We start from the raw sequence: 14,143 nt of genomic DNA, 5'->3' as shown, positions 1-14,143 counted from the left end.
TTCTCCTTCTTTACAGGGCCTGGGTCGTCGACGAAAACGTCGCCTGGGCCACGACACTGCTTGTGTCGCGGCATGCCGCAGGAGGGCAGGCCTTTTTTGCCCTGAAAATATGACAGAACAGCATTAAAAGCTGTGGTGGGCGGGCATCTGGGATGAATTGATCATGGGCCGAAAAACCCTTGGCTGGCAACCGCTTATTGGTGGCTCATTACGCAGTTTAGTCGTTGGTGGCAAACGCAGAGCAAGCGTGCGCGCCGCTGGGAAGCAGCGCGGGAGGGTCAAGCAGAGGTTACTTTTTCTTCTTCGCTGGCGCCGGGCAATCGGACTCTGCGAACTTGACCGAAGCCACCGGGCGATTGGTCTTGTTCTCGGTGATTTCATAGCGCATCACTGCGCCCTTGGCCATCAGCTCGCGATAGCCTGGGTTGGTGCACACGCTGCGCCCCAGCTGGAAATACACAGCCTTGGGGTTGGCGCGCATCTGTTCGGCACGGTCGGGCAGCACGCTGAGGTGATCAATCAGCTGCATGCCTTCAACGGTGTAGGCGACTTCCAGGGTTTTTTCGTCGATTTCCCGGGGCAGGTCCTTATTGCTTTCAGCCGCGACGCTTTGCAGCTTCTTGTTCATTTGAGCCTCCAGCAGCGAGGCCGCATGGGCGCCCATAGGCAAGACCAGCGCAAGGGCGACGGATGGGGCAACAAGGCGCAGCATGGAACGCAGCATGAAACTCTCCTGATTCGGTTACTGGTGCATAGACCAGCCACTGGGCTGTGCGTTCAGTGGCGCGCAATTATAGGTGAGCCCTTGCCACTACAGCCAGGCGTATCGCTGGTAAACTGCGGGACTTCTGTTTTTCACGAGTTTGTTCCGTGTCGATTTCCCTTTCTTCGCTGCGTGCCCGATGAGCCACGCCGTCTCCCGTTTGCGTACCCAGCGTCTGGCGCGTGCCGTCAGGCCGTTTCTCAATCGGGGTTCGCGTGCTGAGCGCTGTCCCGGCTGTCGGGTCATTCCCGAATACTGCCTATGTGCCTGGCGGCCGCAGGTAGAAGCCAAGTCCGCCATGTGCCTGTTGATGCATGACGTAGAGCCGATGAAACCCAGCAACACAGGCTGGCTGATCGCCGATGTCATACACGACACCACAGCGTTCGCCTGGTCGCGCACCGAAGTCGACCCTGAGCTGCTCAGGTTGCTGGCCGACCCGCAGTGGCAACCGTACATCGTATTCCCCGGTGAATTTGTGGCGCCGCAACGGGTGGTCAGTGAAGTGTGCGTGGAGGAGGGCAGGCGCCCGCTGTTCATTCTGCTGGACGGTACTTGGAGCGAAGCGCGCAAGATGTTTCGCAAAAGCCCCTACCTGGAACATTTACCCGTGCTGAGCCTGGCGCCCGAGCAGCTGTCGCGTTACAAGCTACGGCGCTCCAAGCGTGATGATCATTTCTGCACCGCCGAGGTGGCGGCGCTGTGCCTGGAACTGGCCGATGACCTGGCCGCCAGCGAAGTGCTGGATGCCTACCTTGATGTGTTCAGCACCCATTACCTGGCTGCCAAGTTCCAACTGCCACTGGATGCGGCGGACACCGTGCATACCCGCCTTGCACCCTACATCCCGGCGGGATAACCAGACGACGTTTGCATGATGGCACTGTAAGCCCGCAACCCGCTAAAATCCCCACGGGCGTAGTGCTTGACCCTCCAGGCTACGCTGGGCATGCTGTGCGCCGATTGGGTGCAACCGTGAATTATCGACGTCGTTTCATGTGTTTTTGACGTTGAACGGGCCCTGTGGCGATCGCTGCCTGGCCGTCGCCTTGTGTATTGGTGAACCCTGAACCCATCAGGGCTCCCATAAAAAACAGGATCATTTAACCAATGGCCACATACGAAATCCTGATTGCCGATGACCACCCGCTGTTTCGCAGCGCACTGCATCAGGCCGTAACCTTGGGCCTTGGCCCCGATGTACGTCTGGTCGAAGTGGCCAGCATTGCCGAACTGGAAACCCGCCTTACCGAAAAATCCGACTGGGACCTGGTGTTGCTCGACCTGAACATGCCGGGCGCCTACGGTTTCTCCGGGTTGGTGCTGCTGCGTGGGCAATACCCGCAAATACCGGTGGTGATGGTCTCGGCCCAGGAAGAAGCCGATGTGGTGGTGCGCTCCAAGGAGTTTGGCGCCAGCGGTTTCATTCCCAAGTCCAGCGCGATGGAAGATATCCAGAAAGCTGTGCGTACGGTGTTGGACGGCGATGTGTCCTGGCCACCCCAGGCGTTTGAAGAAATCAATGTGTCCGATGAAGCCAAGGCCGCCCGCGATGGCCTGGCCAGCTTGACGCCCCAGCAGTTCCGGGTATTGACCATGGTCTGCGAAGGGTTGTTGAACAAGCAGATTGCCTACGAGTTGAGTGTGTCCGAAGCGACCATCAAGGCCCACGTTACGGCGATTTTCCGCAAGTTAGGCGTGCGTACGCGCACCCAGGCGGCGTTGCTGTTGCAGCAACTTGAGTCTATTTCGCAACATTAAGTTACAGCCGCTTCACGCTTTTTTGACTTTGCGTGATCTAGCTTCCCCACTTCTTTGGTTCAGTTGCCTACATCTATGTCGCCTTTCAAGGGTCAAACCGGTATCAAACGTATCTTCAACGCAGGGGGCTATTCCCTGGATGGCCTGCGTGCAGCTTTCACTGGCGAGGCGGCATTCCGCCAGTTGGTGTTGCTGAACGTCATCCTGATCCCCGTGAGCTTTTTCCTGCAGGTCAGTCGGGTTGAACGGGCGCTGCTGATTGCAGTGTGTCTGCTGGCGCTGATCGTCGAATTGCTCAACTCAGCGGTAGAAGCGGCCATTGACCGTATTTCCCTGGACCGTCACCCGCTGTCCAAGAACGCCAAGGACATGGGCAGCGCCGCGCAATTCGTGGCACTGACCATGATCACCCTGGTATGGGCCGTCATCCTGATCTGAGGATCACGCGATACTCGGCAGCACGATCTCGTCGCTGCGCTGCACCCCTGCGGTGAAAGCGCGGCACAGTTCGAGAAACTCGCGCATCGCCGAGGTCTGGTACTTCTGCTTGTGCCAGATGAAGTAGAACTGCCGGGCCAGGTCCAGGTCTGGGGTTTCTACCGGCACCAGGCTGCCACGGCGGAACGCATCGCGCAGCGCCAGCCGCGAAATGCAGCCAATGCCCAAGCCCGACTCCACAGCCCGCTTGATCGCCTCAGTGTGTTCCAGCTCCAGGCGGATATTCAGTGCGCTGCGGTGATGACGCATGGCCTGGTCGAAGGTCAGACGCGTGCCCGAGCCCTGTTCCCGCAGGATCCAAGCTTCGTGCGTCAACTCGTCCATGGTGGCCACGCCACGCTTGGCCAAATGATGCTGAGGGGCGCAGAACACCACCAGCTCATCTTCTACCCAGGTTTGCACCTCGATATCCGGGTGGCTGCAGTCGCCTTCGATTAGACCCAGGTCAATTTCGTAGTGCGCCACCTGGTGCACGATATGCGCAGTGTTCTGCACATGCAGCTTTACCTGGCTCTCGGGGTGTTGCTGCATAAAGCTACCAATCAGCAGCGTCGCCAGGTAATTGCCAATGGTCAGCGTCGCGCCGACCGCCAGCGAGCCGAAGCCAGACTTGCCATTGAGCAGGTCTTCGATTTCCTTGGCCTGGTCCAGCAATGCCACAGCCTGGGGCAATAGCTGGTGACCGAGGGCGTTGAGGCTCAGGCGTTTACCGGCGCGGTCGAACAATTGACAGCTGGATTGACGCTCCAGCTCGGTAATTGAGGTGCTGGCGGCGGATTGAGATAAGGCCAGAAGGCCAGCAGCACGCGAGACGCTTTCCTGCTGGGCGACGGCGACGAAAACTTGCAGTTGACGGAGAGTAAATCGCATATCGATATAACCGATAACCCTTATCTTAATAATCCAGTTAACAGATATTGTCGCCGCCATTAGAATGCTGTGCAATTGCGCATCCTTACCTTTGGCGCAGACCCATTTCCAGGAGTCCCCCGTACATGAGCAACATGAACCACGAGCGTGTCCTCAGTGTTCATCACTGGAACGACACTCTGTTCAGCTTCAAGTGCACCCGCGATCCGGGCCTGCGCTTCGAGAACGGTCAGTTCGTGATGATCGGCCTGCAACAGCCCAACGGCCGCCCGCTCATGCGCGCTTACTCCATTGCCAGCCCGAACTGGGAAGAGCATCTGGAGTTCTTCAGCATCAAGGTGCCCGATGGCCCGCTGACTTCCCAGTTGCAGCATCTGAAGGAAGGCGACGAGATCATCATCAGCAAAAAACCGACAGGCACCCTGGTGCTTGACGATTTGAAGCCGGGCAAGCATCTGTATCTGCTCAGCACTGGTACTGGCCTCGCTCCATTCATGAGCGTGATCCAGGACCCGGAGACCTACGAGCGTTTCGAAAAAGTCATCCTGTGCCACGGCGTGCGCTACGTCAACGAAGTCGCCTACCGCGAATTCATCACCGAGCACCTGCCGCAGAACGAGTTCTTCGGCGAGGCCCTGCGTGACAAGTTGATCTACTACCCTACCGTGACCCGCGAGCCGTTCGAAAACGAAGGCCGCCTGACCGACCTGATGCGCAGTGGCAAGCTGTTCAGCGACATCGGCCTGCCGCCGATCAATCCTGAGGACGACCGCGCCATGCTGTGCGGCAGCCCAAGCATGTTGGATGAGACCAGCGAAGTGTTGAACAGCTTCGGCCTCAAGGTTTCGCCACGGATGCGTGAGCCGGGTGACTACCTGATCGAGCGCGCGTTCGTCGAAAAGTGACTTCGGGTCACTTGTAGGAGCGAGGGGGACGCCTAGTTCTTGCTCGCGAAGACCGTCAACGATAACGCTGGCATCTTGACTGAACGCGGTGCCTGCTCGTTTTTCGCGAGCAAGCTCGCTCCTACAGTTGAATGTGTTGCAAAGAAAAGCCCGCGTTGCCTGTGAAGGCAGCGCGGGCTTTTGCGTTTGTGCGATTTACTGCGCCGGAACCACTTCCAGCACACAAATCATCCCCGGCTCCGGGTAGTGCCAGCGCACATCCACGTCCCAGAAGCGCACACCGTATTCACGCTCAGGGCCGGGCGTTTGGTAGGCCGGTCGCGGATCTTGCGCCAGGCACTGATCAATCAACTCTACCAACGGTTCACCAAGACGCTGGGCATGGCCTTGCGCCTGCTGCAGCGCAGCCTTGAGCCATTGCACGCCGATCAGCGCGGGCGCATCGCTGGCGATGTGGTTGGTGGCCGCATCAACGCTATCGGCATACGGCACATACGGCTTGATATCCAGCACCGGCGTGCCATCGAGCAAATCTATGCCGGAAATCCACAGCCGCCCCGGCTCTACCTTGTCCAGCTTCACCACCGACTGGCCGATGCCATTGGGGCGATGGGTCGCACGGGTAGCAAACACACCCATGGAGGTATTGCCCCCCAGGCGTGGCGGGCGCACTTTCAGGCGCGGCTTGTCTTCCAGGGCTTGGTGGAACAGGAACAGCAGCCACACATGGCTGACCTGCTCCAGCCCCTGCACCGCCTCACCCTGGTCGAACGGCGCCACCAACTCCAGCACGCCGCGGGCAGCCGGTGCCAACTGCGGCTGGCGCGGGATGGCGAATTTCTCCTTGAAGCAGGAGCGCACGAAGCCGACCGGTGAGACTTGATAGCTCATGGCTTAAGCACGAACCCGCAGGGTCAAGCCCTTGAGGAAGTTGCGCAGCAACTGGTCGCCACAGGTGCGGTAGTTGGTGTGGCCGAACTTGCGGAACAGCGCGCTCAGCTCTGGCTTGGACACCGGGAACTCCGCCGCCTTGAGGATGGCATGCATGTCGTCTTCCTTCAGTTCGAAGGCCACGCGCAGCTTTTTCAGGATGATGTTGTTGGTCACCGGGGTTTCGATCGGCTGCGGCGGGCGGCTTTCGTCCTTGCCGCGCTTGAAGATCACCAGGCCATCGAGGAAGTGGGCCATGACTTCATCCGGGCAGAACACGAAGCCTTCTTCCTCGTCTTTCTTGAGGTAGGTCAGCAGGTCTTCCTTGGTCACGTCCATGCCGCCGAGCTTGATGATCTCGACCATCTTGTTGTCGCTGATGTCGAGCATGTAGCGCACGCTGCGCAGTACGTCGTTGTGAATCATGGTGGGCAATCCTGGTATTCAACGGATGACACCGCCGGAATCAGGCGGTGTCGGGAAAAGGGAACGGCTTAAAACTTTTCTTTGCCGGACAGGTAACGCCATTGACCCACCGGCACTTTGCCGATGGACACGCCGCCGATACGGATACGGCGGATGGCGATGACTTTCAGGCCAACGGCTTCGCAGAACAGCGCGATCACGCCCGGTTGCGGGTTTTTCATCGCAAAGCGCAGGCGGTTCTCGTTCTGCCAGCTGGCTTTGACGGCCGGCAGCTCTTTGCCTTTGTAGGTCAGGCCGTGGTTCAGGCGGTTGAGGCCGTGGGCAACCATGTCGCCTTCGACTTCCACCACGTATTCCTGCTCGATCTTGGCGGCATCGGCGGTCAACTTGCGCAGAATCTTCCAGTCCTGGGTGAACACCAACAGGCCACTGGCCTTGGCTTGCAGGTCGGCGCTGGCGCTCAGGCGCAGGAAGTGGCCCTTGAGCGGGCGCTTGCCGAAGCGGTGTTCTTCAGAGAGGGTATCGGCGCTGATCGAGGCCATGGCGGTTTCAGCGTCCACGCCTGCGGGGGCGTGAAGCAGGATAGTCACCGGCTCTGGCGCGGTGGCTTTGGCTTCTGGGTCCAGCTCGACTTTTTCGTCAGTGACCTTGAACTGCGGCTCGTCGATCACTTCGCCGTCCACCGAGACCCAGCCGCCTTCGATAAACAGCTCAGCCTCCCGACGGGAGCAACCGACCAGTTCGATAAGGCGTTTGGAGAGGCGTATGGGGTCAGTCATGACAAGGGCCGTAACAAAAGGGGGCCACTATTGTACCTGCCTGGCGCCGGTTAATCCCGGCTCCATTTCAGCGCATGTGCCTTAACAATATTTAACTGACGCGACACGGGTCAAATGTGGGCTGGCTTGCCTGCGAAGGCGGCGGGTCAGTCTACCTATCGGGCGCTGGTATACCGCCATTGCAGCAAACGGTAACCACGATGCGAAGCGAGTCGCCCTTGATCTTGATCTTAGGCGCCCCGTTAAACCACGCTGGCCGGAATTCGACAGGGATTTGGGGGGTAAACCGGCAGGGATGCCGGTTTAGCCGCCCCGCGCCATGGATGGCGCGTGGCGGCGGCCCCCCAAATCACTGGCGGATTACGGGCACACCGAGCCTAGGCGAGGTGCCGAGTGGTGGGGCAAGAGCGTTTTGCTTACTTTTGCGCTTTTCAAAAGTGAGCCGCTGTCAGAGCGGAACCCTAAGTGGCCGTTACCGCAGGAATGGATATGTACACGGTCCAACTGTAAGGCCGTCTTCGCAGGCAAGCCAGCTCCCACAGTTTGTACGGTGTGCTTTCAGGCATTACGCGCCTGTTGCTGCTGGCGCAGACGCAGGTGCAACAACGGATAAGGCTGCCCAAGCCCATCATGCTCTGTGCGCCCGATCACCTCGAAGCCTTGCTTGAGGTAAAACCCCAAGGCCTGAGGGTTCTGTTCGTTGACGTCCAGTTCATCGGCATTCATGTGTTCGATCGCGTAACCCAGCAATTGCCGGCCCAGTCCCTGGCCACGGTAGTGCGGGTCGATAAACAGCATCTCCACCTTGCCCGCCGACACGCCGGCGAACCCGTTGATGCGTTGGCGCGAGTCCTTGGTGCAGATCAGCATCACCGCATCGAGGTAGCGGGTCAGCACCAGGTTTTTCAGCAACTCGATATAGCTGTCCGGGAGGAAGTGGTGGGTGGCACGTACCGAGTCCTCCCAGATCTGCACCAGGCGCGCGTAGTCGCTGGTTTTAGGTGTGTGAATCACCGAATGCTGACGCATACCCGCTGTCCCTTGCTGTATTCGGGGTTGATGGGCAATACGATAGACCTAAAAAAGCCCCGCATCTTCTCAGAGGCGGGGCTTTTTTATCATCGGGCGATCAGTCGCGCTTTTCGGCCCACAAGTCGTACTCGTCGGCATCGGTCACGGTGCACCACACTTTGTCACCCGGCTTCAGGCCGCTGGCATCGTCGATGAATACGTTACCGTCGATTTCAGGGGCGTCGAAGAAGCAACGGCCTACCGCGCCTTGCTCGTCGACTTCATCGATGAGCACTTCGATTTCCTTGCCGATGCGCAGTTGCAGGCGTGCCGAGCTGATGGCCTGCTGATGCGCCATGAAGCGCTCCCAACGGTCTTGTTTGACATCGTCCGGCACCACGGCCAGGTCCAGCAGGTTGGCCGGAGCACCTTCCACCGGCGAGTACTGGAAGCAACCGACGCGGTCCAGCTGCGCTTCGGTCAGCCAGTCCAGCAGGTACTGGAAGTCTTCTTCGGTCTCGCCGGGGAAGCCGACGATGAAAGTGGAGCGGATGATCAGCTCCGGGCAGATCTCGCGCCAGTTCTTGATGCGTGCCAGGGTCTTGTCTTCGAACGCCGGGCGTTTCATCGCCTTGAGCACTTTCGGGCTGGCGTGCTGGAACGGGATGTCCAGGTACGGCAGGATCTTGCCGGCGGCCATCAACGGGATCAGCTCGTCCACGTGCGGGTACGGGTAAACATAGTGCAGGCGCACCCACACGCCCAGGCTGCTGAGGGCTTCGCACAGTTCGGTCATGCGGGTTTTCACCGGCGCGCCGTTCCAGAAACCGGTGCGGTATTTCACATCGACGCCGTAGGCGCTGGTGTCTTGGGAGATCACCAGCAGCTCCTTGACGCCAGACTTGACCAGGCGCTGGGCCTCGTCGAGCACGTCACCCACCGGGCGGCTCACCAGTTTGCCGCGCATCGACGGGATGATGCAGAAGCTGCAGCTGTGGTTGCAGCCTTCGGAAATCTTCAGGTACGCGTAGTGGCGTGGGGTCAGCTTGATGCCTTGAGGCGGCACCAGGTCGATCAGCGGGTTGTGATCCTGGCGTGGCGGCACCACCTCGTGCACAGCGTTGACCACCTGCTCGTACTGCTGCGGGCCGGTCACGGCCAGCACGCTCGGGTGCACGTTGCGGATATTGCCTTCTTCCACGCCCATGCAGCCGGTCACGATGACCTTGCCGTTTTCCTTGATGGCTTCGCCGATCACTTCCAGGGATTCAGCTTTGGCCGAGTCGATGAAGCCGCAGGTGTTGACCACCACCACATCGGCGTCCTGGTACGTGGACACGACGTCGTAGCCTTCCATACGCAATTGCGTGAGGATCCGCTCGGAGTCGACAAGCGCCTTCGGGCAACCCAGGGAAACAAAGCCAACCTTGGGGTTGGCTTTTGCGATGGTGGTGGACATGTCTAACCTCGGTATTGAATGACGCTGCCGGTCGTGCACGACAAGGCAACGGATGGGCGCTTGGTGCGCCTCTGATCAAAAAGTGCGCAATTCTATCGGTGGGCAACGCACTTGACCAGCTTTATGCAGGGAAATACGACGAGTGCTGCGCCGGGTCATCCCCATAGCCACACTGGCGCGCGCTTAAGCCTGGATGTCTTGTTCGGTTCGGTGCGATACCACTTTAGACATGCCCACACCTAACGCCTGGAGGACTTTAAGCAAAGTAGAGAGCTTAGGATCGCCGCCGACGCCGATGGACCTGTAGAGGTTTGCTCTATTGAGTCCGGTGTTCTGCGACAAGCTGAGCATCCCACCACGGGCTTCCGCCACTCGACGGATAGCAACAAGGAAAGCGTCCTCGCCACCGGCTTCATCTATTTCCTCAAGCGCGACAGACAAATATTCGAGGGCAAATGCCTCGTCGTTGCGAAGCATTTCCAGAACGCTATCTTCGTGCGGGCGGGTACGAATGGTCATGTTTGCTGCACCTTGTAAGATTTCCAGAGAGCCTTGGCCTGATCGATATCGTTCTGCTGTCTGGCCTTCGAACCACCGCCCAATAGGAAAATGATTTTTCGATCCTGGACTGCGTAATACACGCGAAACCCCGGGCCGAAATCGAGCTTCATCTCAAAGACCCCATCACCCACTGGCTCGGTAATGCCAAAGTGACCAAGGGACGCCCGATCCACTCTGGTGGTGATTCTTGCTTTCGAACGCGTGTCATGCACTGTATCCAGCCAAGCCTGGTAGATATCCACGCCGTTGATTGACAGTACGTGTTTCACTTCGTACATGAGGAATGTACCTTAAAAGAGACAGCTCGATAATTGAGTTTTTATATCGACTGCGCGCCATGCGAATGCACGATTGACCGATCAGGTAATCCGGCAAGGCGCTCCTGCTCACACCACCCAAGCAGCACGACTGAGCCGGGCCAGGAATATACGGTTGGCCGTAAATGTGATCAATGCAGGCAAAAAGGCGCCAAAGTGCTGCTGTGGCCTCTATGACTGATTGCCTAAAACGACACCCCGTTCACTTGAACGGGGAAATACGACGAGTGCTGCGCTATGCTTCGCGCCGTTACGCACGGGTAAAGCCCTTGGGTCAATAAAACGTCTGTTACGAGAAGTAAAACAGCGCATGCTAGGGTCAGCTTAGAAGCGCTGTTTATAAAAGACCTCAGGTCAAAGGGCAGGAGTGGTTGATGGGTCAGGCAAGTAGTCAGGCAGCAGGTGCCGAGCATTCAAAAGCCAAGCCGATTGGCATGCTGGTGGCGGCGGTCGGGGTGGTTTATGGCGATATCGGGACCAGCCCGCTCTACACCCTTAAAGAGGTGTTCAACGGTGGTTATGGCGTGCAGGTCAACCATGACGGTGTCTTGGGGATCCTGGCGCTGATCTTCTGGTCGCTGATCTGGGTGGTGTCGATCAAGTACGTGCTGTTCGTGCTGCGCGCCGACAACCAGGGCGAGGGCGGGATCATGGCGCTCACCGCGTTGGCGCGGCGAGCTGCCGGCACGCGGGCCAAATTGCGCGGTTTTCTGGTGGTGTGTGGCCTGTGTGGCGCGGCGCTGTTCTACGGTGACAGCATGATCACCCCAGCGATTTCGGTGTTGTCGGCCATTGAAGGCTTGGAACTGGCGTTCGATGGCCTGGAAAAATGGGTGGTGCCCATTGCCCTGGTGGTGCTGGTGGCGCTGTTCCTGATCCAGAAACACGGCACCGACCGCATCGGCAAGCTGTTCGGCCCGGTGATGGTCACCTGGTTCCTGGTGTTGGGCGGCCTGGGTGTGTACGGCATCCTGCAGCAACCCGAAGTGCTCAATGCGCTGAACCCGGCGTGGGGTGTGCGCTTCTTTATGGTTCACCCGGGTATTGGCGTGGCGATCCTCGGCGCGGTGGTGCTGGCGTTGACCGGCGCTGAAGCGTTGTACGCCGACATGGGCCACTTCGGCCGCAAACCCATTGCCCGCGCTTGGTTCCTGCTGGTGCTGCCGGCGCTGGTGCTCAACTATTTCGGCCAGGGCGCGATGCTGCTGGGCGATCCGGAGGCGGCGCGCAACCCGTTCTACCTGTTGGCGCCAAGCTGGGCGCTGGTCCCATTGGTGGGCTTGTCCACCATGGCCACGGTGATTGCTTCCCAGGCGGTGATTTCCGGCGCGTTCTCGTTGACCCGCCAGGCGATCCAGTTGGGTTACATCCCACGCATGCATATCCAGCACACCTCCAGTGCCGAACAGGGCCAGATCTACATCGGTGCGGTGAACTGGTCGCTGATGGTCGGCGTGATCCTGCTGGTGCTGGGTTTCGAATCCTCCGGTGCCCTGGCCTCGGCCTACGGCGTAGCTGTTACAGGCACCATGCTGATGACCACCATTCTGGTATCGGCGGTCATGCTGCTGCTGTGGAAATGGCCGCCGGTGCTGGCCGTGCCGCTGTTGCTCTGCTGCCTGTTGGTAGACGGCCTGTTCTTTGCGGCCAACGCGCCGAAGATCCTCCAGGGCGGCGCCTTCCCGGTATTGGCGGGGATCGTGCTGTTTGTGCTGATGACCACTTGGAAGCGCGGCAAGCAATTGCTGGTCGGCCGTCTCGACGAGGGTGGCCTGCCATTGCCGATCTTTATCAGCAGTATCCGCGTACAGCCGCCCCATCGCGTGCAGGGCACGGCGGTATTCCTCACCGCGCGGCCCGACGCCGTGCCCCATGCGCTGTTGCACAACCTGCTGCATAACCAGGTGCTGCATGAGCAGGTGGTGCTGTTGACCGTGGTCTATGAAGACATTCCACGGGTGCCTGCGGCGCGACGCTTCGAGGTGGATGCCTACGGCGAAGGCTTTTTCCGGGTGATCCTGCACTTCGGGTTCACCGATGAACCGGACGTGCCCGAAGCGTTGAAACTGTGCCACTTGGATGATCTGGACTTCAGCCCGATGCGCACCACCTATTTCCTTAGCCGTGAAACGGTGATTGCCTCGCGCATCAAAGGCATGGCCCGTTGGCGCGAAGTGTTGTTTGCCTTCATGTTGAAAAATGCCAACGGCAACCTGCGGTTCTTCAAACTGCCGGTCAACCGTGTGATCGAGCTGGGCACCCAGGTCGAGATGTAAGGTGCTGCCTACCGGGAGCCGGCAATCGGCTCCCGCTTTCCTTTCTGAACCCTGTGCAAACGATGGTTGTCGACTAGGCTGGTAGGAGCGAGCTTGCTCGCGAAAAACGTCAACGATCACGCGTTAATCCTGGATAAACGCGACCCCTGTGAGGCCTTCGCGAGCGAGCTCGCTCCTACAAAAATGCCTATGAAGCCCAGAAGAGGTGCGCCATGAGTCAGCTGCTCGAACCTTACACCCTGCGCCAATTGACCCTGCTCAACCGCATCGCGGTTTCACCCATGTGCCAATACTCCAGCGACGATGGGCTGGCCAATGACTGGCACCTGGTGCACCTCGGCAGCCGGGCCGTGGGCGGCGCCGGGCTGATTTTTACCGAGGCCACGGCGGTGACCGCCGACGGCCGCATTACCGCCCAGGACCTGGGCCTGTGGAACGACGCCCAGATCGAACCGTTGCGGCGCATCACGCGTTTTATCGCGGCCCAGGGCGCAGTGGCCGGAATTCAGCTGGCCCATGCCGGGCGCAAGGCCAGCACTCATCGGCCATGGATCGGCAAACACGGCAGCGTCAAACCGGAGGAGGGCGGCTGGGTGCCGGTGGGGCCCTCGCCGATTGCCTTCGATCCCAATCACACCCAGCCCAAGCCACTGGACGAAGCACAGATCCAGCAAGTGATCGCCGACTTTGTCGCCGCCGCCAAGCGCGCCTTGACCGCAGGCTTTGAAGTGGTGGAAATCCATGCCGCCCACGGGTATCTGTTGCACCAGTTCCTCTCGCCGATCAGCAACCAGCGTCAGGATCACTACGGCGGCTCTTTCGAAAACCGCATTCGCCTGGTGCTGGAAGTGACCAAGGCCGTGCGAGCCGTGTGGCCTGAGGAGTTGCCGCTGTTTGTGCGCGTGTCGGCCACTGACTGGGTGGAAGACGGCTGGAACCCGGATGAAACCGTGGAGTTGGCGCGCCGCCTGAAAGATCTGGGGGTGGATCTGATCGACGTGTCGTCCGGTGGCACCGCCGCGAATGCCGAGATTCCTACCGGCCCCGGATACCAAACGCGCTTCGCCGAGCGCGTGCGCAAGGAATCGGGCATGGCCACCGGCACCGTCGGCATGATTACCGAACCCGCTCAAGCCGAGCACATCCTGCGTACCTGCCAGGCCGACATTATTTTCCTGGCCCGCGAACTGCTGCGTGACCCCTACTGGCCACTGCACGCCGACGATGACCTGGGTGGGCGCAAGGCAATCTGGCCGGCGCAATACCAACGGGCGACCCACCGGGATCAGCCGATCCATGAGTCAGATCTGCGGGATTGACCCTGTTCACCTCTGTGCCAAACCCACCCTGACACGGTGGGTTTTTTCTTGCGCGCGTTGTAGGCGTTGCGCAGCCGATATCGACCACCCTGTGAGCAATCGCTGTAGGCTTTTATTACCGACGTTATTTTTTAAGTTAATACTCTAAAAAAATCCCACGAATGGTGAGATAGTTTCTACGCTAAGGGTAAGCCCGACTTCTGGCCCAGGGAGACAGGCGGTTGGTCCGCGAAGCCGTTGCGCTTCTCGGGAGTTGGGAAATGGGCAC

General features: G+C 59.4%; 15 protein-coding genes. 6 read left to right on the top strand and 9 right to left on the bottom strand.

Annotated features, from left to right (window positions below):
* Nucleotides 1–289: 289 nt before the first annotated feature.
* A complete protein-coding gene (locus tag PSH76_RS21640) occupies nucleotides 290–724 on the bottom strand; it encodes a PA3611 family quorum-sensing-regulated virulence factor (RefSeq protein WP_003189047.1) in 435 nt (144 codons plus the stop codon).
* Nucleotides 725–902: 178 nt separating this feature from the next.
* Between PSH76_RS21640 and PSH76_RS21635 the strand changes: the two genes are divergently transcribed.
* The 3 genes from PSH76_RS21635 to PSH76_RS21625 all read left to right on the top strand — a co-directional run bounded on the left by PSH76_RS21635 (nucleotide 903) and on the right by PSH76_RS21625 (nucleotide 2,962).
* A complete protein-coding gene (locus tag PSH76_RS21635) occupies nucleotides 903–1,622 on the top strand; it encodes a tRNA-uridine aminocarboxypropyltransferase (protein ID WP_098949384.1) in 720 nt (239 codons plus the stop codon).
* Nucleotides 1,623–1,873: 251 nt separating this feature from the next.
* Entirely contained in the window at nucleotides 1,874–2,524 is a 651-nt protein-coding gene (gene erdR / locus PSH76_RS21630; protein ID WP_032893252.1) for a response regulator transcription factor ErdR, read from the top strand.
* 75 nt (nucleotides 2,525–2,599) lie between these two features.
* Nucleotides 2,600–2,962, top strand: a complete 363-nt coding sequence (locus PSH76_RS21625; RefSeq protein ID WP_019817716.1) for a diacylglycerol kinase — start codon at nucleotides 2,600–2,602, stop codon at nucleotides 2,960–2,962.
* 3 nt (nucleotides 2,963–2,965) lie between these two features.
* On the opposite strand, the gene PSH76_RS21620 is transcribed toward PSH76_RS21625, so the two are convergent.
* Nucleotides 2,966–3,892: a LysR family transcriptional regulator gene (locus PSH76_RS21620; protein ID WP_003189054.1), complete on the bottom strand. Its 927-nt coding sequence runs from the start codon at nucleotides 3,890–3,892 to the stop codon at nucleotides 2,966–2,968.
* A gap of 125 nt (nucleotides 3,893–4,017) precedes the next feature.
* Here PSH76_RS21620 and fpr point away from each other — a divergent pair, with 125 nt between their 5' ends.
* The gene (gene fpr / locus PSH76_RS21615; RefSeq protein ID WP_003189055.1) at nucleotides 4,018–4,797 is read left to right on the top strand and encodes a ferredoxin-NADP reductase; all 780 of its coding nucleotides are present in this window, start codon (nucleotides 4,018–4,020) and stop codon (nucleotides 4,795–4,797) included.
* A gap of 195 nt (nucleotides 4,798–4,992) precedes the next feature.
* Here the strand turns inward: fpr and tsaA are convergent, their stop codons facing one another.
* From tsaA to PSH76_RS21575, 7 genes are all read right to left on the bottom strand, one after another.
* Complete coding sequence (tsaA, locus tag PSH76_RS21605; protein ID WP_044272215.1) at nucleotides 4,993–5,688, bottom strand: tRNA (N6-threonylcarbamoyladenosine(37)-N6)-methyltransferase TrmO; 696 nt, start codon at nucleotides 5,686–5,688, stop codon at nucleotides 4,993–4,995.
* 3 nt (nucleotides 5,689–5,691) lie between these two features.
* Complete coding sequence (locus tag PSH76_RS21600) at nucleotides 5,692–6,153, bottom strand: DUF1456 family protein (protein WP_005785469.1); 462 nt, start codon at nucleotides 6,151–6,153, stop codon at nucleotides 5,692–5,694.
* Between the two features lie 68 nt (nucleotides 6,154–6,221).
* On the bottom strand, nucleotides 6,222–6,932 hold the full coding sequence (locus tag PSH76_RS21595) for an rRNA pseudouridine synthase (RefSeq protein WP_003189059.1): 711 nt from the start codon (nucleotides 6,930–6,932) through the stop codon (nucleotides 6,222–6,224).
* Nucleotides 6,933–7,490: 558 nt separating this feature from the next.
* Nucleotides 7,491–7,961, bottom strand: a complete 471-nt coding sequence (locus PSH76_RS21590; RefSeq protein WP_032893246.1) for a GNAT family N-acetyltransferase — start codon at nucleotides 7,959–7,961, stop codon at nucleotides 7,491–7,493.
* A 100-nt stretch (nucleotides 7,962–8,061) separates the two neighbouring features.
* Nucleotides 8,062–9,402 (bottom strand): 30S ribosomal protein S12 methylthiotransferase RimO, encoded by a 1,341-nt coding sequence (gene rimO / locus PSH76_RS21585; protein ID WP_003231334.1) that lies wholly within the window; start codon nucleotides 9,400–9,402, stop codon nucleotides 8,062–8,064.
* Nucleotides 9,403–9,585: 183 nt separating this feature from the next.
* Entirely contained in the window at nucleotides 9,586–9,921 is a 336-nt protein-coding gene (locus tag PSH76_RS21580) for an addiction module antidote protein (RefSeq protein ID WP_032893244.1), read from the bottom strand.
* On the bottom strand, nucleotides 9,918–10,241 hold the full coding sequence (locus PSH76_RS21575; protein WP_032893243.1) for a type II toxin-antitoxin system RelE/ParE family toxin: 324 nt from the start codon (nucleotides 10,239–10,241) through the stop codon (nucleotides 9,918–9,920). The genes PSH76_RS21580 and PSH76_RS21575 overlap by 4 nt, the downstream gene beginning before the upstream one ends.
* A gap of 413 nt (nucleotides 10,242–10,654) precedes the next feature.
* On the opposite strand from PSH76_RS21575, the gene PSH76_RS21570 reads away from it, so the two are divergent.
* Both PSH76_RS21570 and PSH76_RS21565 read left to right on the top strand, forming a co-directional pair.
* Entirely contained in the window at nucleotides 10,655–12,556 is a 1,902-nt protein-coding gene (locus PSH76_RS21570; RefSeq protein ID WP_032893242.1) for a potassium transporter Kup, read from the top strand.
* A gap of 212 nt (nucleotides 12,557–12,768) precedes the next feature.
* Nucleotides 12,769–13,875 (top strand): NADH:flavin oxidoreductase/NADH oxidase, encoded by a 1,107-nt coding sequence (locus tag PSH76_RS21565; protein WP_161907414.1) that lies wholly within the window; start codon nucleotides 12,769–12,771, stop codon nucleotides 13,873–13,875.
* Nucleotides 13,876–14,143 lie beyond the last annotated feature (268 nt).

Source organism: Pseudomonas sp. FP215 (assembly GCF_030687795.1).
Lineage (GTDB): Bacteria > Pseudomonadota > Gammaproteobacteria > Pseudomonadales > Pseudomonadaceae > Aquipseudomonas > Aquipseudomonas salmasensis.
Note: the sequence above shows the minus strand (reverse complement) of the source record. Positions and strands in the feature narration are given on the sequence as shown.

Excerpts from the sequence above, each read along its gene's own strand:
- PSH76_RS21640 (WP_003189047.1), bottom strand. The coding sequence starts at position 724 with ATGCTGCGTTCCATGCTGCGCCTTGTTGCCCCATCCGTCGCCCTTGCG.
- PSH76_RS21635 (WP_098949384.1), top strand. The coding sequence starts at position 903 with ATGAGCCACGCCGTCTCCCGTTTGCGTACCCAGCGTCTGGCGCGTGCC.
- erdR (WP_032893252.1), top strand. The coding sequence starts at position 1,874 with ATGGCCACATACGAAATCCTGATTGCCGATGACCACCCGCTGTTTCGC.
- PSH76_RS21625 (WP_019817716.1), top strand. The coding sequence starts at position 2,600 with ATGTCGCCTTTCAAGGGTCAAACCGGTATCAAACGTATCTTCAACGCA.
- PSH76_RS21620 (WP_003189054.1), bottom strand. The coding sequence starts at position 3,892 with ATGCGATTTACTCTCCGTCAACTGCAAGTTTTCGTCGCCGTCGCCCAG.
- fpr (WP_003189055.1), top strand. The coding sequence starts at position 4,018 with ATGAGCAACATGAACCACGAGCGTGTCCTCAGTGTTCATCACTGGAAC.
- tsaA (WP_044272215.1), bottom strand. The coding sequence starts at position 5,688 with ATGAGCTATCAAGTCTCACCGGTCGGCTTCGTGCGCTCCTGCTTCAAG.
- PSH76_RS21600 (WP_005785469.1), bottom strand. The coding sequence starts at position 6,153 with ATGATTCACAACGACGTACTGCGCAGCGTGCGCTACATGCTCGACATC.
- PSH76_RS21595 (WP_003189059.1), bottom strand. The coding sequence starts at position 6,932 with ATGACTGACCCCATACGCCTCTCCAAACGCCTTATCGAACTGGTCGGT.
- PSH76_RS21590 (WP_032893246.1), bottom strand. The coding sequence starts at position 7,961 with ATGCGTCAGCATTCGGTGATTCACACACCTAAAACCAGCGACTACGCG.
- rimO (WP_003231334.1), bottom strand. The coding sequence starts at position 9,402 with ATGTCCACCACCATCGCAAAAGCCAACCCCAAGGTTGGCTTTGTTTCC.
- PSH76_RS21580 (WP_032893244.1), bottom strand. The coding sequence starts at position 9,921 with ATGACCATTCGTACCCGCCCGCACGAAGATAGCGTTCTGGAAATGCTT.
- PSH76_RS21575 (WP_032893243.1), bottom strand. The coding sequence starts at position 10,241 with ATGTACGAAGTGAAACACGTACTGTCAATCAACGGCGTGGATATCTAC.
- PSH76_RS21570 (WP_032893242.1), top strand. The coding sequence starts at position 10,655 with ATGGGTCAGGCAAGTAGTCAGGCAGCAGGTGCCGAGCATTCAAAAGCC.
- PSH76_RS21565 (WP_161907414.1), top strand. The coding sequence starts at position 12,769 with ATGAGTCAGCTGCTCGAACCTTACACCCTGCGCCAATTGACCCTGCTC.